This window comes from Nitrospira sp. (assembly GCA_029194535.1).
GTDB lineage: Bacteria > Nitrospirota > Nitrospiria > Nitrospirales > Nitrospiraceae > Nitrospira_C.
In genome coordinates, this window is sequence record JARFXR010000002.1 from 773,811 (window position 1) to 799,497 (window position 25,687).

A 25,687-nucleotide genomic window follows, 5' to 3' on the forward strand; every position below is an offset into this window, starting at 1 on the left:
GGTGCGGTTCTACTCCTTACTCTATGGCTTTCATGAATCGCTTGGTTAAGTCCGGCGGCTCGAGCAAGACACGGCCGGCATCCTCGGCAAACTCGTTGACCTTGACCAGCAACATGCTGGGCCCGTCCTTTTTGAGCATATCCTTGAACTCGTAGACAAGGTCCTCGCGATCACGCACACGCTCAACGTTCACATAGCCCGCGGCCTTGGCCACTCTGTCCAGCGGCACCACATTCGAGATCGTCGGTTGATTTCCGGTCGTCCCGTAGACCTCATTATCGAAGACGACATGGATGAAGTTCTTCGGCTTCAGGGCGCCGACTGTGGCCAGAGTACCCATTCCCATGAGCACATTGCCGTCTCCGTCGAAGGTGACGACCTGCTTGTTCGGCTTGGCCAGCGCCACACCCAGCGCGATCGCCGGCGCATTGCCCATGGAGCCGATCATGTAAAAATGCGTTGCCCTATCCGCAATCTTGTGCGCTTCGCGCGACGGAAATCCATTACAAATGATGACGGGCTGATCCGTCAACAATTCCAGGAGGGCGCCGATGGCCTGAGCCCGGCTGATCAACGTTCCTTGCTCCGGTCTCATGGCATCGTTCCTTTCATCACAGTGTTCCGATCAAGCCCAGCATGGCATCCCGCCCGAGCGCAACCGTTCACGGGTGCAGTCCCTTGACAACCCCCTTACCAATGAAGAGGGCGACGGGAATCCGCTGCTTCATAAATATCTCCGCCACCCATTTGAAGTCCTCGACGGCGGTCTTCTCCGTCAGCGTTCGGTGAGGAATCTTCATCGTATCGAGAAGTTGTGGCATTGTCTCTCCCATGACGAGATGTTCCGGCGCATCCTTTCCTCCTTGTCCGCGCCACGACACGATGAGGATACAGGGCTGCCGGTAAATCATATTGAGCGAAATGAGCGTATTGAGCGACGTGCCGAGCCCTGAATTCTGCATCAGCACCACGGGGATCTTGCCGGCCATGTATGCTCCGGCGGCCATCGCGACGGCTTCATCCTCACGCACCGCCGGCGTATACAGGTGCCGATCGATCAGTTCGGCGATGATGCCGCCCAGCAATGAATCGGGCACTCCTGTAAAGAAATCCACGCCCATATCCTGCATCGCCCGTACAAACGCATCGCTGTCGATCATCGGCTCTCGTTCCTCGTTATAGGGTCCGAACAGGAAAAACGCGCGCATTATATGCCATGCACCGAGGTGTTCTCAAGAAATCTGGACGGTTGCACCTTGTGCCCTTGCATGTTAGCGTGCTCCATGAATACCGGTGGCCATCCGTGAAACGGCGCGCGGGACATGTCTTCATTCTGACGCTTGTGTTCTTCTGGTCAGTCGAAGCCGTTCATGCCGTGCCGATGACCAAGGACCCGAAGGGCTTTCGCGACATCGCCTGGGGCTCGTCGCTGTCGGCACGACCGGACCTGATGGTCAAGCATACAGGACACCATCTCCGGGAATATGAGTTCACCCGCGATGCTCCGTCATTTGGAGGAATCCCGGTTGATAGTGTTCGATTGACGTCCATCGATGAACAGTTCGCGCGCGTCACGATTCGCTACAAAGGCGACCAGATTCACAAGCGGATTCTCCTGTATCTTGAAGAAGAGTTCGGTCCGCTTGAACGCCTTCCTGGGCAGATGGTGCGTGGACTGAATCAGCAGTACAATTGGCGAGGGACCGATTCGGAAATCAACATGACCTACCAGGCGTCCACTGAGCGCGGATTCATTTTTATCGACAGCCGAACCCTAGCGCCTCTGTTCAATGATCAGATCGCCGACACAGCGGACTAAGCATGCCTCTGTCTCCGTATTGCGGCCTGCTTCTGCGGGTGCTGATTCTGACGGCGTCGGCCGCGATGGTGTCCGGCCTGGTCGCCCTTGCGATTCCCATTCAGCATGATCCGAATGGATTCGAGGGCATCCCGTGGGGAACGGCGCAGTCGGAATCTGAGGTCTTCGGCACGCCGGCCACTCTCTAGCGGGCTTTTGAAACGCGCGATTCGGCCGCAAACTTTCGGTTGACAAGTGGAACGCGCTTTCGCATCATGCGAGGTCATCATGACAAACGCCGCCAAGCTCCGAGCCGCCCTCAAGAAACCCGGCGCATTGAAAGTCGTCGGGGCACACGATGCCCTCAGCGCCCGCCTCATTGAACGTGCGGGGTTCGACGGGGTATGGGCCTCCGGCTTCGCCATCTCCGCTTCGCTCAAATGCATTCCGGACGCGAGCTTCATCACGTCCAGCGAGCAACTCGAAGTTGAACGAAACATCGCCGAAGCGGTCGGAATTCCTGTCATCGCCGATTGCGACACCGGCTACGGAAACGCGCTGAACGTCATGCGCACGGTCACCGACCGTGAGCGTGCGGGCGTCGCGGCGATTTGCATCGAAGACAACGTCTACCCGAAACGCTGCAGCTTTTACGCCGGCGTCCGCCGCGAACTCATTCCTCTCGACGAGCATTGTGGAAAGATCAAGGCGGCGAAAGCGGCTCAGCTTTCCCCCGATTTCATGGTAATCGCCAGGACCGAAGCCCTGATTGCCGGATGGGGGCAGGAGGAAGCGCTCAAGCGGGCGGAAGCCTACGCAGAGGCAGGCGCCGATGCCGTCTTGATCCATTCCAAGTCAAGGAAGTTCGATGAACTTCGAGCGGTCTACAAGGCCTGGTCCGGGCGCGTTCCACTGGTGGTGGTTCCGACGATCTTCGACCAGACAACCGCCGCAGAAATGGAAGAAGCAGGCGCAAAGATCATCATCTACGCCAACCAGCCGGTACGCGCGGCGATTCGGGCCATGCGCGATGCGCTGGACCTCATCAAACGAGACACTAGACCCGGCGCCGCGAATGACCGCATTGTGACCTTGCCTGAGGTCTACGACATCGTTGGAGTTCCGCAGATGGAGGAAGACGAGCGACAGTTCCTCCCCGTCGGCGGGGAACAGATCACGGCGATCATCCCGGCCGCAGGCTTTGAGAAGCAGTTGCTTCCCCTCATCGAAGACATGCCCAAATGCCTGCTGGACATCAAGGGCAAGACAATTCTGGAACGTCAGATATCCGCGCTGAACGAATGCAATATCAAGCAGATCGCCCTCATCCGCGGCTATAAGAAGGAGGCGATCACCCTGCCGAACATCCGGTACTATGACAACGACCGGTATGAAGAAACCGGGGATCTGTTCTCAATTTTCTGCGCCGAGAGCGAGATGAAGGGCCGGACGATCATCCTGTACGGCGATATTGTCTTTGACAACACCATCCTCGAAAAGCTCCTGAAGAGCCCGGCGGACATGGCGCTGGTCGTGGATCTGGCTTGGCCGGAGGAACGCCAGCGTGACCGGCAGCCGGTCCATCTCAACCCCGACTTGGTCCGCCTCGCCGAATCTCCCGGCAGAAGCTATCTGTCGCGGTTCGTCATGCCGGAAGGTGAGCATCGTGTGGCAAAAATCGGGCGACATCTACCCCATGACGAAGCTCACGGCGAATTCATCGGCATGGCCATGTTTTCCGAGAGAGGCATTGCGGCATTCAAATCCGGATATCGAGCCGCGCTTGATCGCTACCGATCCGATGGGTTCCACGAGGCGGGTGCCGTTGCCAAAGCCTCGTTTACCGATCTGATTCAGGAATTGATCGATCACGGCCAGCGAGTCGAAGCCGTGCCCATCTTCAAGGGCTGGGTCGAAGTCGATTCGTTTGAAGAATACCAAAAAGCCTGGGCGAAGCTGCGCCAATAGGCCGGCGCGACTGTTTCATTCACGATTCTCCGGGCACCTCACCAGCCCGTCTCCGTCTTCTCCTCAACCCCCACCGAACGATGGGTCTCGTTTCCCTCTCCCTGGGGATGGGCAAATCCAGGAAATCCGCTACTCTTCAACTGTCGCCTGGCAGTCGATAGACGAAGCCTCTAGGGAGGGAAACCACTCGATGAAATCGCGAATCTTTGATCTGGGGATCGACTTGAGGGGCGCATACGCCCCATTGGACCGCCGTTATGCAGAACGCGCCGCCTTTCAGGCCCGAGTGCTGTACGCGAGCGAGGACGGGGCCAGGCTCCTCAAGGCTGAGGGGGCATTGACTGACCTCTCAAAATCAGGCTGCAAAATCCAAGGCACGGTCTCGCCACTGGAAGGCAGCCATGTCACGCTGTTTCTGTATCTCGGGGACGGCCAACCGCCTCTGTGCCTGACCGAGGCGACAATCTCTTGGGTCAGGGGATCGGCCTTTGCGGCCAAATTCCCCGACCTGACACCGGAAGAGCGGAAACGGATTCAGGAACTCATCTGGAAGCACGTCACCCTTTCTTTGTCAAACCCGCGGCGAGCAGGGTTTCGCATCGTCTGACGTTGGAGCCGATCGCCGCCAACATGCAGCAGAGGGAGTTAATCATGAACGCTTGCCCGTCCGACCATCCGAATGACCATCCTGCCGCCTTCAGACTCACCCGCCGCACTACCGAGCGAGTCCCAACCCATTTTGCCGTGATGTATTCGGGAATGCAGTCGGGGTTCATGCTGATGGGGGACGGATTGACCGCCAACCTCTCTGATCGCGGCGTCGGGATCTGCGGCAACCAATGCGTAACCCGGGGGATGGAACTCGCTCTCTTTATCATGCTTCCCGGCATGGAAGATCCGATCTGCCTCCCGCAGTGCCGGGTTTCCTGGGTGTCCGGCCTCCGCTTCGGCGTGGAAATGCTCTTGCTTTCGCCTGAGACTCTGAACCAACTGCGTTTTCACACCTGGAATTCATCCTCCCGTCCATCCATCGGGCGATGATCGTTATTGAAGGAGGTGACTCATGCGATGCAACAAACTCCGTTCGAACAGGGTCCTTCGACCGCAGACCACTCCGTGTAACCGACGTGAACACGCTAGGATTCCGGTCGAGTTCAGCATCATGTACTCGGCACAACCGGAGGGAGGGAACGTCCTGGTCGGCGACGGCACGGTCACATCTTTGTCCCGGCAAGGCCTGGGAATCAGAGGAAACCGGTCGGTCAGAATCGGAATGGAATTGGCGCTGTTCCTGTATCTCCCCGACGGACAGGATCCGTTGTTCGTGACCGCAGCCAGGGTCGCCTGGACCGCCGGCCACCGATTCGGCGTCATCATCACAGGGATGAACGTTCGCGAGCAGAATCGGCTCCGCTACTTCGTAGCCGGCCAGCATCGCCAAGAGCGCGACCACTAGTCGGTTATAGATCAGCTGGGCTTAGACGTCCGGCCTTGTGTGGTTTCCTTCGCCGCAGTCCCTTCAATCCGCTTCGGTTCTCAACCCTCCCCCCGCCCTTTGCCAGCCGCCACGCTCACGGTCCGCAGTCGCCGACAAGGGAACTACGGCCACTCGGCCGTTCATTGTCAGCGAACACGGCTTCGTGCTACTGTACGTGGTGAGTGAATACTCACTTACTGAGCCAGTCTCAATGAAGATAATCAAACGAAGCCGTTCTTCCGGTCAAGAGCGACAGGCTGGGTTGATCGCGGCAGCCGCTGCCCTCTTCGCCGCGAAGGGTTTCAACGGTACCACTACGCGCGAAATCGCCAAGGCTGCGGGAGTCAGCGAAGCGCTCGTCTTCAAACACTTTCCGACCAAACGAGCGCTGTACGCCGCGATCCTGGCAGAGAAGGTGTCCGTAGACGAGCTGCTTGGGGCGGTGGAAGAGTCCGCCAGGAAGCGAGACGACCGTCGGGTCTTTATGCTGATTGCGGGTTTTCGCATTAGACCCGGCGTCGATCCGACCCTCCTCCGGCTTCTCTTGTTCAGCGCGCTGGAAGGGCATGAACTGTCTGACATCTTCTTTGCCAAACACCACAAGGTCTTTTACGACCATCTGGCCACCTATATACAGCTGAGGATCGAAGAAGGGGCGTTCCGTGACGTCGATTCCCTGCTGGCGGCCCGCGCCTTCATCGGCATCGTTGTCCATCACCGGCTCCTGCACGAGATTTTCGGAGTCCCGATGCATCGATCGCACGACGAAACGGTCGCGACCTATGTCGAGTTGTTCCTCAACGGATTGGTTCGGCAAACCAACATCCACGGACGCAACCGGAGGCAGGGTCGATGAACCCCGTCCGCCGACACCCGATCGTGACGCTCGGCGTGATCATCTTTTTCGCCGTGACGGCACTCGTCGTCTTCCGGCTGAGCAGCGGAGCCAAGAGCGATCCAAAGAAAACTCGGACGATTACCGTCGGAACGGTCCGCCCTCTCAAGCAGGACCTGGACATCAGGCTCGCGTATACGGCGGACATCACGCCCCATCAAGTCGTCAATATCTTCTCGCGCGTCGACGGTTATATCTCCAAGCTCTATGTCGACAAGGGAGACTTCGTCCAAGCCAATCAATTGCTGGTCGAAATCGATCACACCGATTACCACCATGCCGTCAACCAAGCCAAGGCCAACCTGGCGGCCGCCCGCGCCAAGGTGACCCAGCAGGACGCCTCCGTCCGCAATGCCAAACTCACTCTGGACCGCATGCGGGCGCTGATTAAGGATCAATTCGTGTCCCAGCAGGATCTGGACAATGCGGAGGTGAACACCGACGCGGCCGTCGCCGCGCAGGAATCGCTGCGGGCGCAGGTCAAACAGATGGAAGTGGCATTGGCTCAGGCGGAAACCAATCTGGCCTACTCATATATCCGTGCCCCTTTCTCCGGCTACATCGCAGAACGCAATCTCGATCTTGGCGCCTACGTCACCGGAGCGGCAACCAGCACGTCGACGACATCCAGGGGAATCCTCAGCCTTCACGACATCGAAGTCGTTCGGACGCTGATCGAAGTGGTTGAAAAGGATGTGCCGTTGATTAAGCTCGGCCAGAAAGCCGAGGTCCGAGCCGAAGCCTACCCTGACCGGGCGTTCGAAGGGACGGTCACCCGCGTCGTCCAGGCTCTGAATCGCGCCACGCGGACCATGACGGTCGAATTGGATCTTCCCAACAAGGATCATCTCCTAAAAGGTGGGATGTTCGCGCGCGTCGAAGTGTTGGTGGGAAAACACGCCGACGCGTTGCAGATTCCGATCGATGCAGTGAGCCGGCTCGAGGATGCGCAGTACGTGTACATCGTTCGGGACGGAAAAGCCGAGCGGGTTCCCGTCGATATCGGCGTGCGGGATGAAAACCGGGTCGAGATCATCAAAGGATTGATCGGCGACGAGCAGGTCATCGTGTCGGGCAAGGACTTGGTCCATTCCGGGACGCCTGTGCAGGCACAATCGCTTCCTCAGTCCTGAGTGCTGAGTTGCTGCGGAAGTTTGAGTTGGACGGTGTTACGACGATGTTCCATGTTCTTCGCTCAGCATCCGGCACTCCTAACTCAGCACTAACTGTATGTGGCTAACGCTGCTCGCCCTCCGCAACCGCATCGGGATTCTGATGCTGTCGCTCGCCATGGTCGTGCTCGGCGCCACATCTCTCAACCGGCTACCGGTCGACCTGTTCCCTAATATCCAGGTTCCTGTGGCGTTCGTGGGCGTCCTCTACAAAGGTGCGCCGCCGCTCGACATCGAACAAAGCGTCGTCTATCCGATCGAAAAGGCTGTCAGCTCCGCCTCGAACGTCGAGCACGTCGAGTCCTTTGCCAAACAAGGCATCGGAGCCGTCCAAGTCTGGTTCAATTGGGGCGCCGACATCAATGTCGGGCAGATGGAGGTGATGCAGCGCATTACCCAGATCTTGAACAGCCTGCCCCCCGGCATCCTGCAGCCGTTCATCGTCAAGTTCGATGTCTCGAACATCCCGGTGTCGTTCGTCACGGTTTCCAGCGAGGCGCTCGACGAACGGGCGCTGTACGATCTCGCCTTCAACACGATCGCCCCGCAGATCGAACAGATCGCCAACGTCGCCGCCGCAACCGTCGAGGGCGGAAAGATCCGCCAGATCAACATCAACCTGGACCCTGCTCTGCTCAATGCCCGCGGACTCTCGATTCTGGACGTGGTCAAGGCCGTGAAGGCCGCGAATCTCATTCTCCCCTCCGGCAACCTGAAGGCCGGGAATTTGGACTACAATGTTTTCACGAACAATCAGTTCCGCACCGTCGAGCCCATCCAGGACGTGATCGTCAAGGTGAACCAGACGGGTAATCCGGTGCGCGTGCGCGATCTCGGCACAGTCACCGACTCCTCGGACATTCAGACCAACATCGTGCGGACCGATGGGAATCGGGCGGTCTACCTCAGAGTGAACAAGCAACCGGTCGCCAATACCGTCGAAGTGGTCGATGCACTCCGAGCCGCGCTTCCCAAAATGATCGGCATTCCGCCCGGCGTCAAGCTCGGCATCTCCTTCGATCAATCGGTCTACATCCGCCAATCCATCAGCAATCTGATCGAACAGGCCATGCACGGCTCCCTGTTGGCCGCAGCCGTCATTCTGGTCTTTCTCAGAAATCTCACGAGCACCCTGATCATTTCGGCGGCGATCCCGCTGTCGATCATGGTGACCTTCATCGTGCTCTATTTCACGGGACAAACGCTGAACGTGTTCACCCTTGGAGGCCTGGCGCTCGGTATCGGGCGCCTGGTCGACGACTCGATTGTGGAGTTGGAAAACATCCAGCGACACCTGAATGCCACCCCCAGACGATGGGACGCCATCCTGGAAGCGGCGCGCGAGGTGGCGATGCCTATCTTAGCCTCTACCGTCACGACCGTGGTGGTGTTCCTTCCGATTTTTTTCGTGGTGGGCATCGCCAGGCTCCTGTTGATTCCGCTGACGCTCACCATCGCGATCTCGCTCTTCACCTCGTTCTTCGTCTCGCGCACCGTCACGCCCGCGCTCTGCTACAAGTTTCTGAAGCCGGAGCACGAATCCCATCGCCGGATGCCCGGTTGGTTCGTACGGCTCATGGACTGGAGCCGCGAGCGGTACGAGTCGCTGGACCGCGGCTATGAGGACTCTCTGCGGTGGGTGTTGGGTCATCGCAGGATCTTCATTGTCGGCGTCGTGGCCATTTTCGGCTTCAGCCTCGCGCTGGTTCCGCTGATCGGCACGGAATTTCTTCCCGTGTCGGACGAGAGTCAGTTCCGCATCGTCCTGAGGGCGCCGGTCGGCCAGCGCGTGGAGAAGACCGAGCAACAGGTGGCGCAAGTCGAACGGCTCCTGCGCCAGAACATCCCGCCGCAAGAGCTTGAAACCATCGTGTCCAGCACGGGCGTCCTCGCGCAAGGCCGTTCGTCTCTGTTCAATCCCAACACGGGTCCGCACACGTCGGTCATTTCGGTGTACTTGACCTCACCGGACAAGCGAAGCCGCAACCAGGTCCAGATCATGAATGACGTGCGACCGACAATCCTCAAGTTGTTTCCCGGCGTGGCGATGTTTTTCGACCCCGGAGGGCTGGTCAAGCGGGTGACGAGCTTCGGCTCGCAAAAGGCGGTGGACGTGGAGATCTACGGTTACGATTTTGAGAAGGCCCGGGGCGTGATCAGAGAGGTCGAGGCGCTCATGCACCAGACTCCCGGACTGGCGGACATCGAAGTCAGCCGTGAAGAGAACTATCCCGAAGTGAACGTCGTCGTGGACCGGGAAAAGGCCGCGTTACTGGGAATCAGCGAAACGGACATCGCCAACGCCGTGCTGTTCTCGCTGAACGGTAACGGACAAACAGATCCCATCATTTACACAGACCCGCAGAACGGCAACGAGTACTACATCAGCGCCTGGCTTGCCGAAGAACATCGAAAAGACCTGACCGACCTGGAGAACATCATCCTCACCGCCAGCAACAAGGAACCGGTGCTCTTGAAAAACGTCGCCTCGCTCAAACTCAATGCCGGGCCGGTCAAGATCGATCGCAAGTATTTCCAACGGGTCATTCATATCACGGCCAACCCCCTGAACCGAGACCTGGGTGCCATCGCAGCCGATCTCGAAGCAGGATTCTCCCGGCTACAGTTGCCGACCGGCTTCAGCATCAGGATGGCGGGACAGATCCAGCAACAGCGGGAGACCTTCACCGGCCTGCTGTTCGCCACCGTGCTGGCGTTGGTCCTCGTCTATATGGTCATGGCGGCCCAATTCAAATCGCTGGTCGATCCGTTCATCATCATGTTCTCGGTTCCGATGGGATTTCCCGGCGTCATTTTGGCGCTGTTCCTGACCGATACCACCGTGTCCACCACGTCGATGATGGGCATCATCATGACGTTGGGTATCGTCGTGTCCAACGGCGTGTTGCTCGTAGATTACACGAACGTCTTGCGACGAAAGGGGAACGCGCTTGGCCACGCCGTAGTCACGGCCGCCAGAACCAGACTCCGTCCGATTCTGATGACGTCCTTGGCCACCGTGTTCGGACTGATTCCCATGGCGATCGGCTGGGGAACCGGCGGCGAGACCAATGCTCCCCTGGCTCGAGCGGTAGTGGGAGGGTTGAGCGTCTCCACCCTACTGACGCTCTTTCTGGTGCCGACGATGTATATGATGCTCGAGGAGCGGTTTCCGAGGCCTCTCTCGGACGAACAGAAGCTCGCCGAAGGCCGGCCGGCGGAATCCTCGATGGAGCCGGCGGGAGGATAGTCGGCCCGTCTATGACCCGATGCCGGGAAAGAGCGCGCGGAGCTGGAGGGCCAGCCCCAGATCTCCCATGATCCGCAGCTTGCCCGACATGGCGGCCATCTGACCGCTCAACTGACCGGTCAGGACCTTGATGCAATCCTCACCCGCCATCGCCAACGTCACATGCGGATCGTCATGCTTCCCTTCGTTGACCCGACACACGCCCTGGCTGACCGTCAGAACGTATTGCCCGCCGTCGGTGCCGCTCAAATCGAACTGATACACAGCCTCCAAGCCCTCGGCTGCGTCCGAATCGAGTTTCTCGGGCAAATGCCGGAAGAATTCTTTGAGTGTCGGAGCCTTCATGAGGTGACGTGAGGGTGGAGGTAGCGCGGAGCCGGGAGCCGCCGGTGCGGCTCCCGACGCGCTCGTCAGTATCGAAGCGTGACCGTCGACCTGCTGCGTCCGGCCTTGAAAAACTCCTTCGAAAAGGCCTCGACGACGGCAGGGTCGTACCCCTTGCAGCTGAAGATATCTAAGTATGCGTTGTTGGTATCGTTGGCAAAATGGCCACTGATCAGCGAGGTCGAAATCAATTGCACCATCGAATAACCGGCTACGCGGCCCGAGCCGAAATCGACGACCTGACACTCGCCGAACCGCTTCATGTCGATCAGTTCACAGAGTTCCACGACATAACGGCGAATATGCTCCGCGTTGCGAATCAAATCCGGCTGGCAGTCTTGGAGATCCACGGCGGTGCAGAGTCCCCACGCCTTCCCCTCTCCCACCATTTCGTGAGTCTGAACGGGGGAGGAAGTCGTCGGGGCGCTCGATGGCAAAATCGTCGATTCCGATCCAACGGTTACGCTCATAGGATGATCCGCCTTTCTGTGAAGTGGGTGGGAAAACCGTTCGAGTGCCTGCACTATAACATGATTCGTTCGGACGCAGTGTCCGGTGGGGAAAAAAAGTTCTCTCTCGTCTCCTGCGCCATCGCAACGATTGGTTGACAAGGTTCTCGGCGCTCGGAGACAATACTCCGCATGTCGAACGCAACCCCGCCCCCCTCCGGAACGTCGCCGGTCCTCTTCGAGCTTCCCGAGCGCCTGTGCACCTGGTGCAAGATTGCCATGAAGAAACGCGTGGTGGGAGGCGGCCAATTCGTCCACTACACCTGTCCAAAGTGCATCTTCCAGCACACCAGCCGGTTGGGACCGAAACCTCAGGCACCGGCCAAACATTAGTCTAGAACCTATCTCAACACTCCTTCATGATGGGATGGGGTCCGTTGTCGTCATTCCCGTGCAAGCGGGAATCCAGTATTTCAGATCATTCTGGATGCCCGCTTTCGCGGGCATGACCAGTTCTGACCGGAACACCCATTCTTGAGATAGGTTCTAGTAGTACTTCTCCCGATAGATCGGGCACAGTCCTTTCGCCTGAAGCAGGGCCGTCACGTCTTTGATCATCGCGCCGTTGCCGCACAGATACCCGGCAAGGTCGCGGACGGAACCCACCCGTTCCTTGACCAGCTCCGTGACTCGGCCCCTGGCCCCCGTCCAACTCGGCCCGGGCTGCGAGAGGCAAGTGACGAACGAAAACCTCGGGAAGCGGGACGTCCACGCCTCCAGTTCTTCCCGGTAATAGAGATCACGTTCATATCGCAACCCCCAGAAGAGAGTGACCGGTTGCAGACTCTGCCGTTCTAGTTCCGTAGCGATCATGGACCGGAGAGGGGCGATTCCCGTCCCTGTGGCGACACAGAGCATCTGCCGCTTTGCATCTTCCCGAAGATAGAATGAACCGGCAGGTCCTTTGAACCGGACGGCGTCGCCAGTTCGTAGTCCGTAGAGATACTGTGAACCGGGGCCTCGCTGCACCAAATTGAAGACCAGGGTCACCCGATCGTCGATCGACGGCGGAGAGGCGATGGAATAGGGACGGACCACAGGATGAGGCAGTCCGTGCTTCGGCACATCGAACGAAATGAATTGCCCCGCCTTGAAGGAAAGGCGCGGCGGTTCGCGCAAGACCAATTCCAATTCGCGAACGTCATGCGTCAAGTCCCGAATTCGACTGACTTCCGCTTGATAGGTCGTCGTCATCCGTGTTCCCGCCTCCCACCACAGCCTACTCCGAAATACCGTACCACAGACATCCGGGGGTCGCCTGAGGCCGAGGCGGCTGATTTTCACGAGATCTACATCTTTCCGTCGATCAGGCTTCTGATCTGTTCCATTCGACGGCGGTTGATCCCGAAATCACCGTAGCCGACGCGGGAAGCGGAGCGGAAGTGGACCAGGCGGCGCTGGTCATCGAAGAAAAACTCCACATCATCGACGAAACGAAAAATCAGGCTCGTGAATTCGTAGTGGAGGTAGGCTTCGTCTTCTTCAACCAGCTTGGTGCGAGCCAAGGTCCCGAGCGCCGTCTTCAGCGCTTCCTTGGCCTCGGCTCGAGGTTTCGTATAGCCAAACGGGGCGATGGCGTGGCCTTCATCCTCCGCCAGCGTCGATACACAGTTGGGACTGGAAGGGCAGGGCGACAACCGTCGATCCGCCATGGGGACTCCACCTCCCTGTTCCGCTATCCGTCCGGCGCCTCAGATTGGACCACTCATCCAGCGAGGTCGCGGAGCTTCAAGGAACGAGACAATGCCGGTCGCCGGCGCGAAACGACGGCCGATGTTATCCAAAAGGGCTCTGGAAAGCCATGCGACACATCCTTGCCTGGCTAGTACACGGTGGTGGCCAGCGGCACAGCGTCGTCGCCCTGTTCGACGGTGACGGCGACCCGCCCGATGATACGGCCGTCTTCCGATTCCACGTCAACGCGCCAGTCCCCGGGATCGAGTCGCTGCTTGAACGTGTACGCCCGGTATCCGCCTTCCCGCCCTCCGGAAATCCTGACCGGGATGCGATCGGCATGGGTGAACGGTTTGTCGCGCTGGGATCTGAAATACCAGTGGTGATACACCGTCGTATTGAGCGCCACCGGCGCGAAGACCGCCGTGAAGCAATACACCGGCTCGTTCGCGGGAAAGACGGTGTCCGATCGCTTCCACACTTCGTACCACTTTTTGGCGTAGGACAACTCAAACCGGTCGTCGCTCCTCTTCACCTCGTGATAGATGCCCCCGAACTTCAGCGACAGCGGCACCGGCGGGATCCAGTTGAGAAAGTAGAACGACACCAGCAGGGTGATCAGCGCCAGGGCAGGCGCGGTGACTCCGACCGCCTCACGCCGCGAACGGTCGGGATTGTTCCGATAGATCAGTTCTACGACCCGCAAAGTGACCAGCCCGCTCAATCCCGCGCCGAGCAGAAACATCGTCGCGTTCATCAAGCCGGTCATGACCGGGAGGAAGAAAGTGAAGAACGAAAAACACACGAGGGCATAGAGGCTGACGGTCAGCCGCAGATTCGACAGTCGGTCGCGCAGAAACTCGTTACCGACCAACAGCAGGACCAGCAAGCCGAAGAACACGGCGGTGCCGGTCAGCGAAGCGCTGCGTGAATAGAAGACCGTGTAGGCGCTGAAGAGCCCGCCGAGCAAAAACTGGCTGGCCATCGGATAGTAGGGCCGGCTACGGAGCATCCATCGGATGAACGGCGGGACTGAGGCCAATTGCTCGCGGTCCGGGGGAGGCTCGATCCCCACCCGGCCGGTCAGCACGATCAAGGCGCCGAGCAGCAACATGTAGAGCAGCAGTAACAAGTTATCCTGCAACCGGTCGATGCGCGTCAGGGTCAGCGTGTCATAGGTCACGCCGGCGAGAAAAAACACGGCCGGCATGAACGGCTTGGCGAGAACCGATTGAACCTTCCCGAGCGGGCTCATGCACCCACTGTGCGAAATCGGCGCAAATTGATCAATGAAAAATATTATTTACGATTCGCCTATGGAGATTTTCCGTACAGAATGTTCAAAAAGTCCGCGGGAAAGCCGCCGCGAGGTCCGTGACGCAAGGCACAACGAGCGTCATGTCTGCAGAGGGGCGCGAGGTTCACGCTGCGCCGCATAAGGCGCGGCAAGTTTGTGAATGTCCGCGAGATGGTGAGCGGGCCGTGTCCCGTGAGCGCCCAGTGTCTTAACCCCGAGGTGTACATTTTGCCCGTACACCGGAGGGGAGGAGCGATGTAAGAGCGCAGCCGACGACCTGTTTCTGCAGCCCGCTAGACAAAGGCGGGGAGCGGCGCATAGACGACCGGATATCCAAGCAGGCGCTCCAACCATCCTGCCATCTGCTCCTCGGGGAGCGGAGCGCGATTCAAGCGAACCTCCAAGTGGAAGCCTGCGCCGGCCCCCACGACCCCCACGATGGCCGATGCGTCGTCTCGTTCGGGAATTAAGTCCTGGGTTTGAAATTCGCAGAGTGTGGCATAGAGACGACCCTCCGGCTCGATTACGCTCCGGATTTCCGGCAGGTCGTCCAAGGGGCAGTGCACCGAGCACCGGTAGGCCAGGCCGGCCCGGGGCTCGATCGCCGCAAATTCGGCGAGCGCCTCTTCGGAAAAGCCGGTCAGATAGGCGCGCACGCCGGACGGCTCCGGTGCGAAGGTCGCGGCTAAGCGGCTTGCCGGGACCAAAAACTCGTAGGCATCCGTGGTGTTGTATTCGAACTGACAAGGACCGAAGGCATCGGGCCAGGAGCAGAAAAACGGCACTTGCGGATCGGCCGGCCGCAGGACGACCTGCTGCTTCTCGATCGCCGTTTCGATCGGCACTTCGAGCACGGTAATGGCCTCAAGAAACGCGGCCCGGCGTTCTTCCAGCCATTGCTCCCGCTGGTCGTCGCCCCTGGTCTCACCGGGGCTGATGACCTCCTTGGTCTGGAGCCGCACACGCACAAACGAATGGGCATGGCGAAATCCCAGCCAGAGCATGCTGCGGCTCTCGTGATGGACCAGCGGTTCGCGATTGCGCCAAGGATGGCTGATCGAACAGTAGGTGCCGATATTCTGATGGCGTTCGTAGACCGTATGATAGGCCCCCGCCAGCAGGAAAAAATCCCCCCGCCATCCACTTCGCACATGAACCAGGGTGACGTCTTCCGTGGCCCAGGCGTCGAGGCCGTCCAAATCCTCAGCCGCCTCGACCTTCCAATCCTCGACATAGCAGATGACGTCCTTGGCCGCGACCGCCGGTTTCAGCCCCAGCGAAGCCAACCGTTCTCCCACGACCAGCACCTGTCCGAACGACAGCGGCGCGGTCGTTTCCCACCGACGTTCCCGCACTGGCCTCCTCCTCTGCCATCGCTCTCCTAGCGGCTGGGACGGAGCGTGCGCTGTGAAATCGTTGTATCCTCAACGTACCGATCGATCGTGTCCTTGATAGTCGCGGTGAGCAGTTTCTGCACGTCGCTGTCGGTGAACCAGAAGACGGTGTCGGTCTGCGCGCCCTCGATCGTTCGATTGGTGGTAGTTTTGTCCCCGTTGTTGTTCGCGGAAATCGTCACCTTGCTGCCTGACGTGAGTGCCGTCGAAAACATCCGGCTCTTGGCGTTGGCGGACAAGTCCACGATCTGCCCGGTGATCACGATGTCCGCTCCGTTCTCCGGAGCGGCAGGCAGGACGCGGACATCCCACGACCGGTCATGCCATCCTCTGGCTCGCAACCGTTCGGCCAGCGCCTGCGCATAAGCGTCGCCCGGCTTGTCGCCCTTCACGTTGAAGTAAGTGACTCCGCCCCAGAGATGCGTCCGCATACCGACGCGGTTCTTCTCCATACGCCGGTCCTCGAACGGGATGACCACGATCTTGACGGCCTCAGGCTCCGCCATCTGAGCCGGCATCGGTTTGGGAACGACATCCAAATGCACGGTCTTTCCGCTTCCCCCGCAACCGGACCCGATCAACCCGCCGACCAGCAACACTATTACCGCCCCAGCACGCATCAACACCGTATCCATTTGACCTCCTTGCGCATCAACGACCGCATGATTGAGTCCGAGAGAAAGAACGGCGCTAGTCTACCGAAATCCCTATGCCTTCACAAACAGGGAAATTTCACGAGGAGACGATGGGGCTCATGGCGGCAAACGCCTCCCGGGCGAGCATGGCCAGGTCCCCCTGCCGGACCCTGGCATCACCGAGAGAGACATATCGCCCGATTTTTAGAAACCCCCGCTCAGCCAGGACGGCGGCCGTCGTCGCCTTGCGGTCATGGGTGAGAGGAACCGTATACCCCTCCCCGCATTTCCATTCCCAGAGGGTCGGAGCCGTGGACAATTCCAAGTGCCGGCCTGCGACGGAATGGAACCGGTCGACCAGATTCTTCTTGTATTGCTTGACGAGCGCCCCCTCCAGAATCCAGGCGAAGACCACATGATGGCCCCACCAGATGAGCGTTCGGAAGGTGCACTTGTCGGAACCCTGAAAGTGCTTGGGGCAATCAAGGTACTGATACGGACAGGATTCGAGATGTTCGCCCTTCACGAACTGGTGATGCGAGCGGTCGAACTCGGACGGAGCCAACAGCCGCGAGCGAGTCAGCTCGTCGTTGAGGGCGAGGTGAACGGCCTCCAACATCATTCGAATCTTCGCAGAGACCCGCTGCTTCTTGCGAAAGGACTCGCCGTCGGCGAGGAGAGCGGTTTCCTCGTCGGTGAAACAGACAGGATCGTTCATCGTACTCTGCTCCGAACACCGAACACGATTGAGACGCGTCCCATTCGAGGCGTCCCCGAACCGGCGACCAAGACCAGGCGACCCACATGTGTCGGTGTGTCGGATGGGATCCGCCCCATCCCCATCACTTGTGGTGCGTCTCGAAGGCCGTCACCGCCAAGGCATAATGTCGCCGGCATTCCGCGCAGCGGATCAGCGCTTGATCCCTGAACACATCCATGTCCCGGAGCGACAGGGCCGCCGCGTGGGCCTGGAGACATTCCGTCAGCCGAGCTCCCCCGTCATCGGCCTCGCCCGGCCGTTCGGTGTCCTGCGGATCAGCCGACACCACCGAAGCCCGCACCGTGACCGGCCCCAGCGCCAAGTGATGAACGGACCGGCAGGAGCTGCAGCTGAGAATCAGCGTGCGGTCGTCCACCAGCCGTTTGACCGCGATGCAGAGCGGATGCACCGACCAGCATTGCTGAAGAAACGCCCCACTGCGAAAGACCTGGGCCATTGACTCTCTTTCGGCCGCACAACCCGGTGGCCGAGTGCGGCACGCCCGCCGGCTCCGTTACGAACCGTTTACAGCTTCCACAGCGCCACCATAATCATGGCGCCCACCATGTAGGGAATCACGCAGGCATACAGCAGGACTGCGCGCGCCCGCTCGTGCGATCCGGTTTTCGCTCGATGTTCCTTATAGACAAATTCGTAGCACAGCACGAGCAACGTCAGCGTCAAGGCCGCAGCCCGACTCGTTCTCGGCCAGGTGTACTGGCCGCTGATGAGGAAATTCGCCGTGAAGAAGCCGCTGGACAGGAGAATCATCGGGGCCAGCACGTAGCGCACGCTCTGCGCCAGAACCTGCTGCCACCTCGTGTCATCGGAGGACCGGCCTGAGTCGGGATCGGTCACGAGCCCACGGCCGCCGGATGATCCGCCGTCGGGGTGGCGGACGCCGCACTTTCCGCAGCGCGGCAGGTCTTGCAGATACGAGGTCGGGCCTTGAGGAACGACACCTTGCCGCTGGCCAGGCAACTATAGTGGACGAACTCGTCGCAGACGCTGCAGCGGGACCAACCGCCACGGAGCATCGTTTTGTCGCGATAGAGTCCCTGCCGGCACACCTTACACTGTCGCGGCTCGATCGGCAGCAGCATCGGCTCCCAATCACCGCCGGCTTTTCTGATGCTCATAACAGGGGAGTATAGCGGGGCGGCCGACCGAATGACAAGCGCTGCGGGACCGGCCATTGACCGTGACCGGCCATCTCGGCCGCGGCAACCGTCACAGCTTGAGCACACATTTCTCATAGAGACTTTTCAACCGGTGCCCCGAATCGTAACGGTCCTTGAGGCGACGATAGGCCTCGCCGTTGTACAGCCGATCGAACTCTTCTCGAGAGTAGTACGAGGTCGAGTACAGCGACTTGTGCCCGTGGAGGTCCAGAACCGCGGCCTCGACCAGCTTGTTGAAATGCCCGTCGCCGTGGCGGCTCTTCACGGTATCCCAGAAACCGAAATTGACGTAGATCGTGCGCGGTGTCATGGGATACAAGCTATATGAGCGGGAGGGATCGCGCGCCGCGACGGGGCAGAGCCAGACGGGCGTGATGCCGATGCGCTCGTTGAAGAACCGCGCAAAGCGAGGCGCCTGTTCGATCGGGATCTCCACATCTTGAATGACTGCCTCCTGCCGGCCCTGGATCATCTTCAACGCCGATTGCGCAACCGGAGAGGCGTGAGCCCGCTTCCACAGTCGCCAGTACACCGTCGAATTGAGCCGCTCCTTGCCCCACAGCCGCCGCATGATCGGATACTGCAGCAAGAAGTGTTTGGAGCACCAGAACCAATCCGTGTCCCAACGCCACAGATAGTCATGCGCAATCAGGTAATCCGTCGCCTTCTCCGTCACGGACCGGTAGTACATCCGAAGATACGTGTAATCGCTCAGCCATTCGGCCCGATCCACGAAGACTCCGGTCGTCAAATAGAACGTCTCCGCGTCGAACATCGTGCCGTCCACGAAATCGGCGTCGCCCGAACGGCAGGCCTCGGACATGGCCTCAAAGTATCGGTCCGGATCCGTAAAGCGGCGGTGCGTGAGCCTCACGAAGGGTTTGATCGGAATCAGCTCGACGACGGTCCGCAGCGCATAACCCAGCGTGCCGTAGGAATTGGGAAATCCGAAGAATAGCTCACGATGGTCGTTGTCGGCGGTCGCCGTGACGACGCGACCGTCGGCGAGCAGGACATCGATCTCGCGCATCGTCTCGTGGACGAACCCCTGCCTGAAGGATGAGGATTCGATGCCGATCCCGGCGATCGCGCCGCCGACCGTGATGGACTTGAGCTGCGGCACCACCGCCGGCATCAATTGGAACGGCAAGGTTTCCCGGACCAGTTCCTCGTAGGTCGTCAGGGCTTCCACGTCCGCCGTCCGGCTCTGCTCATCGATCCGGAGGACATGTCGGAACTCCCGCAAGTCAAGCCGGCGTCCCGTCGGTCCGGTGCGATGCCGAAAGAGATTGGACGTGGATTTCTCCAGTGAAAGTCCCTCGGAACCGAGGGCCTGCATGCTGGCGGCGGCACGCGCCCGCTTCTCGGCATACGCATCAAAAGGAATCATGCGCCTATCGTACGGGTTCGTAGCCGCCCAACACACCGTGCTTGGAGAGTACGACCTGCCACAGGTGGATGCGGCGGGCGCGGAAAGCCCCAGCCAGCGATAAGAGGTAGTAGCGCCACATGCGGCTGAACCGTTCGTCGAATTTGGCCTTGAGCTCTTCCCAATGCCGGTCCACGTTCTCCTGCCAGGCCACGAGTGTGCGGTCGTAGTCGGGACCGAAATTGTGCCAGTCTTCCAGCACCAGAAGCCCGTCCATCGCCGCGCTGAGTTGCGCAACGGACGGGAGCATGCCGCCGGGGAAAATGTACTTGTCGAACCAGGGATCGGCCGTCGAGACCGAGGCGTTGTTCCCGATCGTATGGAGCAGAAAGAGGCCTCGGCGTTTCAGCGTCCGATGGACCGTCTCCATGAGCGTCCGGTAATTCTTGTATCCGACGTGTTCGCACAAGCCGATCGCCGCGACCTTGTCGAATTCGCCGACCGCTTCCCGGTAGTCGCCATGAATCACCTCGACGGGGAGATCCTCGCACCACTTACGCGCGTAGCTGACTTGTTGCTCCGAAATGTTATAGGCGGTCACGTGGCATCCGTAGTGGGTGGAGGCATAGCGGGCGAAGCCGCCCCATCCGCAACCGAGTTCGAGCACCCGATCCCCCTTCTGAAGATGCAGCTTTCTGCAGACGAGATCCAGCTTATGCTTCTGCGCCGTCTCCAGATCCTGGGCCCGCTTCCAATAAGCGCAGGTATACTGCATGTACGGGCCCAGCATTTTCTCATAAAACGCACTGTCCAGATCGTAGTGCTGCTGGGCGACACGCCTCGACAGCCGCCTGTTCTGCATGTTGAACAGCCGCGCCTTCAGCGCGTTCATGATGAGGTACTTGTCGACGACGGCGTGGTCCAACGACACGTCGTGAAACCTGGCGAAGAATTCGTCCAAACGCCGCGCGTCCCACCAGCCGTCCATGTAGGATTCGCCGAGCCCTAGCGAGCCCTCCGCCAAGACACGGGCATAAAAGCGGTCGTCGTGGACGAGAATGTCCCCCGACTCCGGCCCGTCGATTCGAATACGGGCTTTCTCCAGCAAACTCTCGATCGTCGATTTCTGGTTCATGATCCGCCGTTCAGAATGGCCGCTGGATTTCCGCTTTGCGACCTACCGGAGGGCGGCCGGTGCCTGGGAGCCGTGCGATCGAAAGGACTGCTCGACGGCGATAGTCGCGGCTTTGACCTGCGGGGGCGGTGTGCGGATGTCCCACACAAGCCCGACCCACGACAGCGCGACCAGGACGTAGTAGGACAGATCCACCTCCCACCAGAACCAGCCCTGATTGGCCGCAATCTGATAATGGTGATGGTTGTTGTGCCAGCCTTCTCCACAACAGAGAAGGGCGAGGATGAAACTGTTTCTGCTCCCGTCGCCGGATCGGTAGCGAACGGTCCCGAACAGATGGGTCAGTGAGTTGATGAAGAACGTGCAATGGTAGAGAGCCGTCGTGGAGACGAAGAAGCCCCAGACCAGCCCCGGAAATCCCCAGAGCAGGTAGAGCAGGCCGCCGTACACGACCGGGGGAAGAAAATAGAACCGATCCAGGTATCGAATTTCAGGATAGCGGCTGAGGTCCTTCACCAGGCTCAAATCCGTCTTCACATGATCATCCGAGAGGATCCAGCCGATGTGCGAATACCAGAATCCCCGCTGCAGGGGAGAATGGAAATCTTCTTCCCGGTCTGAATACTTATGGTGATGGCGGTGATGGGCGGCCCACCAGAGCACCCCCTTCTGGGCGGACGTCATCGCCCAAAACGCCAGCAGAAATTGAAACACCCGGCTGGTCTTGAACGAGCGGTGCGAGAAATAGCGGTGATATCCCGCCGTGACGCCGATCATCCTCACGTAGTAGCTCCCCACGGCGAGAACGACCCATTCCCATCGAACGCCCGTCTGGATCGCGGCGAGGCAGAGCAGATGGATCGCGATGAACGGGAATGACTCCCACGAAAGCCCAAGAGACTTGAGCGGAGCCGACTGACCAGGACGGGCAGCTACCACGGGGACCTCTGAGAGCATCTGCCGACCGCCGACAGCACCACTTTTCGTCCGACTCTTTCTCTCAACGGGCCCCAATTCATCACATGGATACTCGGAAACAGCATGACCCACGCGGCTCCGAACACATCCTTCCCAGGCCTTGCCAAGGCCGGCGCGTCAGCACCGCGAATCTACGTGCTCAGATAAAGGTGCTTGTTCACTCCCGGACTCGCTACACAATCATCCACCACCGTAGCGCGACGACAACGGCGCTAAACAGGAGTAGTGCCGTGACTTGGTGGGCGTTAAGCCGCTCCTGATCACCCGGCGGGATGGGATGAACTGTAAAATATCTGTTTTTGAAATACAAGACCAGAGCGATCGGAATGAGCAGAAATCCCAAAAAAAAGACTCGACCACGACGTGGCCAAGGAGCCGAAGCCCTCGAGCAGGCGGGGCGGCAGTCCGAACGGGGTCAACAGTTGCTCGTGCTTCGTCCCGGCATTGAACAGAGTCGGCGAGCTTGGGAGGTATTCCAGAGGCGACACCGATCAGTGCCAAGCACGCGCGCCTGGACATTCGATCGATATTCGAACGCGACGCGGTAGAGGGCCGGGACCATTTCCACGCCCAACTGCGCCAACTTGGCTTGCATCGGCGTCACGCTCTTTTCATAGGCCTTCCAGTAGATCTCTTCGTTTTCCCAGATCGCGATGTTGATAAAGTTGAACTTACTGTCGGGCTTGAGGCTGCGATGGAACTTGCCGCTGATGAAGCCGGGCTGTGCGGTAATATCGGCCTTCACGTCCTCCCACCATTTCACGAACGCCTCTTCCTGCCCTTTCGGAACCGAGAACACGTTGATCAGCGTCACCGCCATGATGCACCTCCCCATGATCCATACAGCAGACCGACCGGACCGTGCCCCAATTATGCAGCACGATACCGGGAGACTAGAACCTATCTCAAGATGGGTGTTCCGCTCAGAACCAGTCATGCCCGTGAAAGCGGGCATCCAGAGTGACCTGAAAAGTCTGGATTCCCGCCTGCGCGGGAATGACGACAACAGACCTCATCCCGTCATGAACGAATTTTGAGATAGGTTCTAAAGAGGTCGGAGTTCGTCCGAGCAATGGGAACGGTGCGGATCCTGCCGTCGATCACCGCTCGGTCCGGCCGCCTCACCATCTCGGCGACGCACACAAGCGTGGCGCTCTTTATTCATCGCGCCGTGCGCCCTCTTACCCCGCCCGGTGTAGGCACCCCGCTGCGGGCGAGCGGCAGATCAACGTCACCCACAACAACAGATGGAAGCTAATACGGCGCCCAAGCTTCGCACAGGTCGCGTGCTCGGCATCCCATCCTCGACAGAGTTCCTTGAGTCTCGGGAGAGGCCCGCTCATCTCCGACCTGTGGAACGCCGCAGATCACCTCCGCGCGAACTCCAAGCTGACCTCCAGCGATTATTGTATGCCCGTCCTGGGCGTGATCTTCTTGCGCCACGCGGCCAATCGGTTTGAGGCGGCGCAGCGGCAGATCGATGCTGACCAGGCGAGCGGCAAGATGCCGAAGCGCAAGGTGCGCCCGGAGGACTATATCGCCCGGCGTGCGCTCTTTCTGCCGAAGAACGCCCGCTACGAGTGGATGATTCAGCAGGCTGCCGTGAGCGGTGTCGATTTCCCCAAGCTCGTCACTGACGCCATGACCGCGATCGAGGATACGTTTCCGCCGCTCAAGGGCGTGCTGCCGAAAGACTACGGCATTTTCGAACCGAAAGTATTGGAAGACCTGATGCGGCTCTTCAACAGCGAGCAGGTCAGGCAGGCCACCGGCGATGTATTCGGCCGCATCTATGAATACTTCCTTGCCGAATTCTCAGTGCAAAAAGCCCACGACAACGGAGAATTCTTCACGCCTCCGTCGCTGGTGCAGACGATCGTGAACGTCATCGAACCGGACCATGGCCTCGTGTTCGATCCGGCAAGCGGGTCCGGCGGCATGTTTGTCCAGTCCAGCCACTTCATCGAACATAAGGGCGGCGACACGGCAAAGAAGGTGGTGTTTTATGGGCAGGAGAAGAACCGCGACACCATCCACATCGCGAAGATGAATCTCGCCGTGCACGGGCTGGAAGGCAAGATTGCCGAGGCGATCCTCGGTCTCGTCAAGCAAGTGGACTTGCTCTACAAGCTCGCCGCGCGGGTCGCGGACCTCGGCAATGAGATGTCCCTCGCCCCCGGCAACGGGGGAGAGGGCAAGGGTGAGGGGCTGACTTATGACCGCCGCTCGACTGGCAAGTTGATCAAACAGCTTGATGAGCAGCGCAAAACTGCCGTCGAGCAGATGAAGCAAGCTGCCTATGTCCACCGCCAAGTCCTGTGGCTTCAGGACCGGTTTCCAAAAGCGGAACTGGAGGATGTGCCGGGGCTGGTGAAACTGGTGGATCGAAAAGAGATCGAGGCCGCTGACTGGAGCCTCACGCCCGGCCGCTATGTCGGCGTCGCCCCGCCGGAAGAGGACGAGGACTTCGACTTCGAGCAGACCCTGCGCGACATCCACACCGAGCTGGCCGACCTGAACAAGGAAACGGCCGAGCTGGCGGCGAAGATTCAGGAGAACTTCGAGGAGCTGGGGGCATGAGCTGGCGGACGCTGACCATCGGTGATCTGGTGGACGATGACGGCGCTGAAATACAGACGGGGCCATTCGGAACGCAGCTGAAGGCCAGTGACTACGTGGATGACGGCACTCCTGTGATCAATGTCCGCAACATCGGCTATGGGCGGCTGAAGCCAGAGAAGCTTGAGTTCGTGAGCGAGGAAACCGCGGAGCGCCTCTCTTCTCATCTTCTCGAACCGTAGGACATCGTGTTTGGTCGCAAAGGCGCCGTCGACCGACATCTTTTTGTTGGTGAGGAACAGGAGCATTGGATGCAGGGTTCCGACTGCATCCGCCTTCGCTTCCTGAATGCCGATGTTGTGCCCCGCTTCGTTTCGTATTTATTCCTGACCGAGACTCATCAGAAATGGATGCTAGTGCAGGCAGGGAACAAGGCAACGATGGCATCTCTGAACCACGACATCATCAGGCGGATCACATTGCGTCTTCCGCCTCCTCCGGTTCAAGCAGCTACGGTTAGCATCCTCTCCGCCTACGACGACCTCATCGAGAACAACCGGCGGCGGATGGCATTGTTGGAGGAGGCGGCGCGGCAGCTCTACCGCGAGTGGTTTGTCTGCCTCCGCTTCCCCGGCTACGAGCACACCCGCATTAGAAACGGCGTGCCGGAGGGATGGGAACGGAAGACACTCGGTGAGTTGTGTGAGGAAGTTCGCGAACCTGTGAAGCCCAATGCACTTGAGCCATCCACGCCATACATCGGCCTGGAACATATGCCTCGTCGGTCAATCTCTCTCAGTGAGTGGGGTACAGCCGAACAGATCACCAGTAACAAACACCGCTTCCGTCAGGGCGAGATCCTTTTCGGGAAGATACGCCCGTACTTCCATAAGGTAGGGATTGCTTTCGTTGATGGTGTCTCATCTTCCGACTCGATCGTCATCCGAGCAGGCGACGCAGGGTACCACGGACTAGTTCTGATGACGGTATCGAGCGACCCCTTTGTGGCGCTGACGGCTCAGACCATGAAGGAAGGTTCGAAGATGCCGAGGGCCGATTGGAAGCAAATGCAAGCTTACCCGGTGCCTTCGCCCCCTCACGGATTGCTGAGCAGCTTCGAGAGTGTCGTTCGCTCCACTGTCGAGCAATTGAAGACCCTCACATTCTTGAACCAGAAGCTCCGCGCGGCCCGTGACCTCCTATTGCCCCGCCTGATGAGCGGCGAAATCGCCGTCTAATTGCAATTCATCGG

General features: G+C 59.5%; 30 protein-coding genes. 13 read left to right on the forward strand and 17 right to left on the reverse strand.

Annotated features, from left to right (window positions below; translation table 11 throughout):
- Positions 1-16: 16 nt before the first annotated feature.
- Both P0111_15130 and P0111_15135 read right to left on the reverse strand, forming a co-directional pair.
- Positions 17-595, reverse strand: coding sequence for a thiamine pyrophosphate-dependent enzyme (locus tag P0111_15130; protein ID MDF0645362.1), 579 nt, complete (start codon positions 593-595; stop codon positions 17-19).
- A gap of 67 nt (positions 596-662) precedes the next feature.
- Positions 663-1,160 (reverse strand): thiamine pyrophosphate-binding protein, encoded by a 498-nt coding sequence (locus tag P0111_15135; GenBank protein MDF0645363.1) that lies wholly within the window; start codon positions 1,158-1,160, stop codon positions 663-665.
- Between the two features lie 143 nt (positions 1,161-1,303).
- On the opposite strand from P0111_15135, the gene P0111_15140 reads away from it, so the two are divergent.
- The 9 genes from P0111_15140 (at position 1,304) to P0111_15180 (ending at position 10,560) form a co-directional block, all read left to right on the forward strand.
- A complete protein-coding gene (locus tag P0111_15140; protein ID MDF0645364.1) occupies positions 1,304-1,819 on the forward strand; it encodes a hypothetical protein in 516 nt (171 codons plus the stop codon).
- A gap of 2 nt (positions 1,820-1,821) precedes the next feature.
- Positions 1,822-2,007: a hypothetical protein gene (locus P0111_15145; GenBank protein MDF0645365.1), complete on the forward strand. Its 186-nt coding sequence runs from the start codon at positions 1,822-1,824 to the stop codon at positions 2,005-2,007.
- Positions 2,008-2,086: 79 nt separating this feature from the next.
- Complete coding sequence (locus P0111_15150) at positions 2,087-3,766, forward strand: isocitrate lyase/phosphoenolpyruvate mutase family protein (protein MDF0645366.1); 1,680 nt, start codon at positions 2,087-2,089, stop codon at positions 3,764-3,766.
- 190 nt (positions 3,767-3,956) lie between these two features.
- Positions 3,957-4,373, forward strand: a complete 417-nt coding sequence (locus P0111_15155; GenBank protein MDF0645367.1) for a PilZ domain-containing protein — start codon at positions 3,957-3,959, stop codon at positions 4,371-4,373.
- A 2-nt stretch (positions 4,374-4,375) separates the two neighbouring features.
- Positions 4,376-4,807 (forward strand): hypothetical protein, encoded by a 432-nt coding sequence (locus P0111_15160; protein MDF0645368.1) that lies wholly within the window; start codon positions 4,376-4,378, stop codon positions 4,805-4,807.
- 22 nt (positions 4,808-4,829) lie between these two features.
- A complete protein-coding gene (locus P0111_15165; GenBank protein MDF0645369.1) occupies positions 4,830-5,222 on the forward strand; it encodes a PilZ domain-containing protein in 393 nt (130 codons plus the stop codon).
- 232 nt (positions 5,223-5,454) lie between these two features.
- Entirely contained in the window at positions 5,455-6,099 is a 645-nt protein-coding gene (locus P0111_15170) for a TetR/AcrR family transcriptional regulator (GenBank protein ID MDF0645370.1), read from the forward strand.
- Positions 6,096-7,271, forward strand: a complete 1,176-nt coding sequence (locus P0111_15175) for an efflux RND transporter periplasmic adaptor subunit (GenBank protein ID MDF0645371.1) — start codon at positions 6,096-6,098, stop codon at positions 7,269-7,271. Before P0111_15170 ends, P0111_15175 begins: the two co-directional genes overlap by 4 nt.
- Positions 7,272-7,368: 97 nt before the next feature.
- A complete protein-coding gene (locus tag P0111_15180) occupies positions 7,369-10,560 on the forward strand; it encodes an efflux RND transporter permease subunit (GenBank protein ID MDF0645372.1) in 3,192 nt (1,063 codons plus the stop codon).
- Positions 10,561-10,569: 9 nt separating this feature from the next.
- Here P0111_15180 and P0111_15185 read toward each other — a convergent pair whose 3' ends face one another.
- Both P0111_15185 and P0111_15190 read right to left on the reverse strand, forming a co-directional pair.
- The gene (locus P0111_15185; protein MDF0645373.1) at positions 10,570-10,905 is read right to left on the reverse strand and encodes an SCP2 sterol-binding domain-containing protein; all 336 of its coding nucleotides are present in this window, start codon (positions 10,903-10,905) and stop codon (positions 10,570-10,572) included.
- Positions 10,906-10,970: 65 nt separating this feature from the next.
- Complete coding sequence (locus P0111_15190; GenBank protein MDF0645374.1) at positions 10,971-11,414, reverse strand: S-adenosylmethionine decarboxylase; 444 nt, start codon at positions 11,412-11,414, stop codon at positions 10,971-10,973.
- A gap of 171 nt (positions 11,415-11,585) precedes the next feature.
- Here P0111_15190 and P0111_15195 point away from each other — a divergent pair, with 171 nt between their 5' ends.
- Positions 11,586-11,786 (forward strand): hypothetical protein, encoded by a 201-nt coding sequence (locus P0111_15195; GenBank protein ID MDF0645375.1) that lies wholly within the window; start codon positions 11,586-11,588, stop codon positions 11,784-11,786.
- Between the two features lie 153 nt (positions 11,787-11,939).
- Here the strand turns inward: P0111_15195 and P0111_15200 are convergent, their stop codons facing one another.
- The 13 genes from P0111_15200 to P0111_15260 form a co-directional block, all read right to left on the reverse strand.
- Entirely contained in the window at positions 11,940-12,647 is a 708-nt protein-coding gene (locus P0111_15200; GenBank protein ID MDF0645376.1) for an FAD-binding oxidoreductase, read from the reverse strand.
- Between the two features lie 95 nt (positions 12,648-12,742).
- Positions 12,743-13,105 (reverse strand): DUF1499 domain-containing protein, encoded by a 363-nt coding sequence (locus P0111_15205; GenBank protein MDF0645377.1) that lies wholly within the window; start codon positions 13,103-13,105, stop codon positions 12,743-12,745.
- 170 nt (positions 13,106-13,275) lie between these two features.
- A complete protein-coding gene (locus tag P0111_15210; protein MDF0645378.1) occupies positions 13,276-14,382 on the reverse strand; it encodes a DUF2914 domain-containing protein in 1,107 nt (368 codons plus the stop codon).
- Positions 14,383-14,717: 335 nt separating this feature from the next.
- Positions 14,718-15,779 carry a hypothetical protein gene (locus tag P0111_15215; GenBank protein MDF0645379.1) on the reverse strand — a complete coding sequence of 354 codons (1,062 nt, stop codon included), beginning with the start codon at positions 15,777-15,779 and terminating at the stop codon, positions 14,718-14,720.
- Positions 15,780-15,805: 26 nt separating this feature from the next.
- A complete protein-coding gene (locus P0111_15220) occupies positions 15,806-16,453 on the reverse strand; it encodes a hypothetical protein (protein MDF0645380.1) in 648 nt (215 codons plus the stop codon).
- A 97-nt stretch (positions 16,454-16,550) separates the two neighbouring features.
- The gene (locus tag P0111_15225) at positions 16,551-17,171 is read right to left on the reverse strand and encodes a hypothetical protein (GenBank protein ID MDF0645381.1); all 621 of its coding nucleotides are present in this window, start codon (positions 17,169-17,171) and stop codon (positions 16,551-16,553) included.
- Between the two features lie 124 nt (positions 17,172-17,295).
- The gene (locus P0111_15230; GenBank protein MDF0645382.1) at positions 17,296-17,670 is read right to left on the reverse strand and encodes a hypothetical protein; all 375 of its coding nucleotides are present in this window, start codon (positions 17,668-17,670) and stop codon (positions 17,296-17,298) included.
- Between the two features lie 68 nt (positions 17,671-17,738).
- Positions 17,739-18,071, reverse strand: a complete 333-nt coding sequence (locus tag P0111_15235; GenBank protein ID MDF0645383.1) for a hypothetical protein — start codon at positions 18,069-18,071, stop codon at positions 17,739-17,741.
- Complete coding sequence (locus tag P0111_15240; GenBank protein ID MDF0645384.1) at positions 18,068-18,352, reverse strand: hypothetical protein; 285 nt, start codon at positions 18,350-18,352, stop codon at positions 18,068-18,070. Before P0111_15240 ends, P0111_15235 begins: the two co-directional genes overlap by 4 nt.
- A gap of 91 nt (positions 18,353-18,443) precedes the next feature.
- Entirely contained in the window at positions 18,444-19,784 is a 1,341-nt protein-coding gene (locus P0111_15245; protein ID MDF0645385.1) for an FAD-binding oxidoreductase, read from the reverse strand.
- Between the two features lie 4 nt (positions 19,785-19,788).
- Positions 19,789-20,898 carry a cyclopropane fatty acyl phospholipid synthase gene (cfa, locus tag P0111_15250; GenBank protein MDF0645386.1) on the reverse strand — a complete coding sequence of 370 codons (1,110 nt, stop codon included), beginning with the start codon at positions 20,896-20,898 and terminating at the stop codon, positions 19,789-19,791.
- 42 nt (positions 20,899-20,940) lie between these two features.
- A complete protein-coding gene (locus P0111_15255) occupies positions 20,941-21,837 on the reverse strand; it encodes a fatty acid desaturase (protein MDF0645387.1) in 897 nt (298 codons plus the stop codon).
- A 454-nt stretch (positions 21,838-22,291) separates the two neighbouring features.
- Positions 22,292-22,696 carry an antibiotic biosynthesis monooxygenase gene (locus P0111_15260; GenBank protein MDF0645388.1) on the reverse strand — a complete coding sequence of 135 codons (405 nt, stop codon included), beginning with the start codon at positions 22,694-22,696 and terminating at the stop codon, positions 22,292-22,294.
- A gap of 497 nt (positions 22,697-23,193) precedes the next feature.
- Here P0111_15260 and P0111_15265 point away from each other — a divergent pair, with 497 nt between their 5' ends.
- The 3 genes from P0111_15265 (at position 23,194) to P0111_15275 (ending at position 25,673) form a co-directional block, all read left to right on the forward strand.
- Complete coding sequence (locus P0111_15265; protein MDF0645389.1) at positions 23,194-24,456, forward strand: N-6 DNA methylase; 1,263 nt, start codon at positions 23,194-23,196, stop codon at positions 24,454-24,456.
- The gene (locus P0111_15270; protein MDF0645390.1) at positions 24,453-24,677 is read left to right on the forward strand and encodes a hypothetical protein; all 225 of its coding nucleotides are present in this window, start codon (positions 24,453-24,455) and stop codon (positions 24,675-24,677) included. Before P0111_15265 ends, P0111_15270 begins: the two co-directional genes overlap by 4 nt.
- 69 nt (positions 24,678-24,746) lie before the next feature.
- Positions 24,747-25,673, forward strand: a complete 927-nt coding sequence (locus tag P0111_15275; GenBank protein ID MDF0645391.1) for a restriction endonuclease subunit S — start codon at positions 24,747-24,749, stop codon at positions 25,671-25,673.
- The last annotated feature ends 14 nt before the right edge of the window (positions 25,674-25,687 follow it).

What these genes read in the sequence shown, in the direction of transcription:
- P0111_15130 (MDF0645362.1), bottom strand. Translation starts at nt 595, where the DNA reads ATGAGACCGGAGCAAGGAACGTTGATCAGCCGGGCTCAGGCCATCGGC.
- P0111_15135 (MDF0645363.1), bottom strand. Translation starts at nt 1,160, where the DNA reads ATGATCGACAGCGATGCGTTTGTACGGGCGATGCAGGATATGGGCGTG.
- P0111_15145 (MDF0645365.1), top strand. Translation starts at nt 1,822, where the DNA reads ATGCCTCTGTCTCCGTATTGCGGCCTGCTTCTGCGGGTGCTGATTCTG.
- P0111_15150 (MDF0645366.1), top strand. Translation starts at nt 2,087, where the DNA reads ATGACAAACGCCGCCAAGCTCCGAGCCGCCCTCAAGAAACCCGGCGCA.
- P0111_15155 (MDF0645367.1), top strand. Translation starts at nt 3,957, where the DNA reads ATGAAATCGCGAATCTTTGATCTGGGGATCGACTTGAGGGGCGCATAC.
- P0111_15165 (MDF0645369.1), top strand. Translation starts at nt 4,830, where the DNA reads ATGCGATGCAACAAACTCCGTTCGAACAGGGTCCTTCGACCGCAGACC.
- P0111_15170 (MDF0645370.1), top strand. Translation starts at nt 5,455, where the DNA reads ATGAAGATAATCAAACGAAGCCGTTCTTCCGGTCAAGAGCGACAGGCT.
- P0111_15175 (MDF0645371.1), top strand. Translation starts at nt 6,096, where the DNA reads ATGAACCCCGTCCGCCGACACCCGATCGTGACGCTCGGCGTGATCATC.
- P0111_15180 (MDF0645372.1), top strand. Translation starts at nt 7,369, where the DNA reads ATGTGGCTAACGCTGCTCGCCCTCCGCAACCGCATCGGGATTCTGATG.
- P0111_15185 (MDF0645373.1), bottom strand. Translation starts at nt 10,905, where the DNA reads ATGAAGGCTCCGACACTCAAAGAATTCTTCCGGCATTTGCCCGAGAAA.
- P0111_15190 (MDF0645374.1), bottom strand. Translation starts at nt 11,414, where the DNA reads ATGAGCGTAACCGTTGGATCGGAATCGACGATTTTGCCATCGAGCGCC.
- P0111_15195 (MDF0645375.1), top strand. Translation starts at nt 11,586, where the DNA reads ATGTCGAACGCAACCCCGCCCCCCTCCGGAACGTCGCCGGTCCTCTTC.
- P0111_15200 (MDF0645376.1), bottom strand. Translation starts at nt 12,647, where the DNA reads ATGACGACGACCTATCAAGCGGAAGTCAGTCGAATTCGGGACTTGACG.
- P0111_15205 (MDF0645377.1), bottom strand. Translation starts at nt 13,105, where the DNA reads ATGGCGGATCGACGGTTGTCGCCCTGCCCTTCCAGTCCCAACTGTGTA.
- P0111_15210 (MDF0645378.1), bottom strand. Translation starts at nt 14,382, where the DNA reads ATGAGCCCGCTCGGGAAGGTTCAATCGGTTCTCGCCAAGCCGTTCATG.
- P0111_15220 (MDF0645380.1), bottom strand. Translation starts at nt 16,453, where the DNA reads ATGGATACGGTGTTGATGCGTGCTGGGGCGGTAATAGTGTTGCTGGTC.
- P0111_15225 (MDF0645381.1), bottom strand. Translation starts at nt 17,171, where the DNA reads ATGAACGATCCTGTCTGTTTCACCGACGAGGAAACCGCTCTCCTCGCC.
- P0111_15230 (MDF0645382.1), bottom strand. Translation starts at nt 17,670, where the DNA reads ATGGCCCAGGTCTTTCGCAGTGGGGCGTTTCTTCAGCAATGCTGGTCG.
- P0111_15240 (MDF0645384.1), bottom strand. Translation starts at nt 18,352, where the DNA reads ATGAGCATCAGAAAAGCCGGCGGTGATTGGGAGCCGATGCTGCTGCCG.
- P0111_15245 (MDF0645385.1), bottom strand. Translation starts at nt 19,784, where the DNA reads ATGATTCCTTTTGATGCGTATGCCGAGAAGCGGGCGCGTGCCGCCGCC.
- cfa (MDF0645386.1), bottom strand. Translation starts at nt 20,898, where the DNA reads ATGAACCAGAAATCGACGATCGAGAGTTTGCTGGAGAAAGCCCGTATT.
- P0111_15260 (MDF0645388.1), bottom strand. Translation starts at nt 22,696, where the DNA reads ATGGCGGTGACGCTGATCAACGTGTTCTCGGTTCCGAAAGGGCAGGAA.
- P0111_15270 (MDF0645390.1), top strand. Translation starts at nt 24,453, where the DNA reads ATGAGCTGGCGGACGCTGACCATCGGTGATCTGGTGGACGATGACGGC.
- P0111_15275 (MDF0645391.1), top strand. Translation starts at nt 24,747, where the DNA reads ATGCAGGGTTCCGACTGCATCCGCCTTCGCTTCCTGAATGCCGATGTT.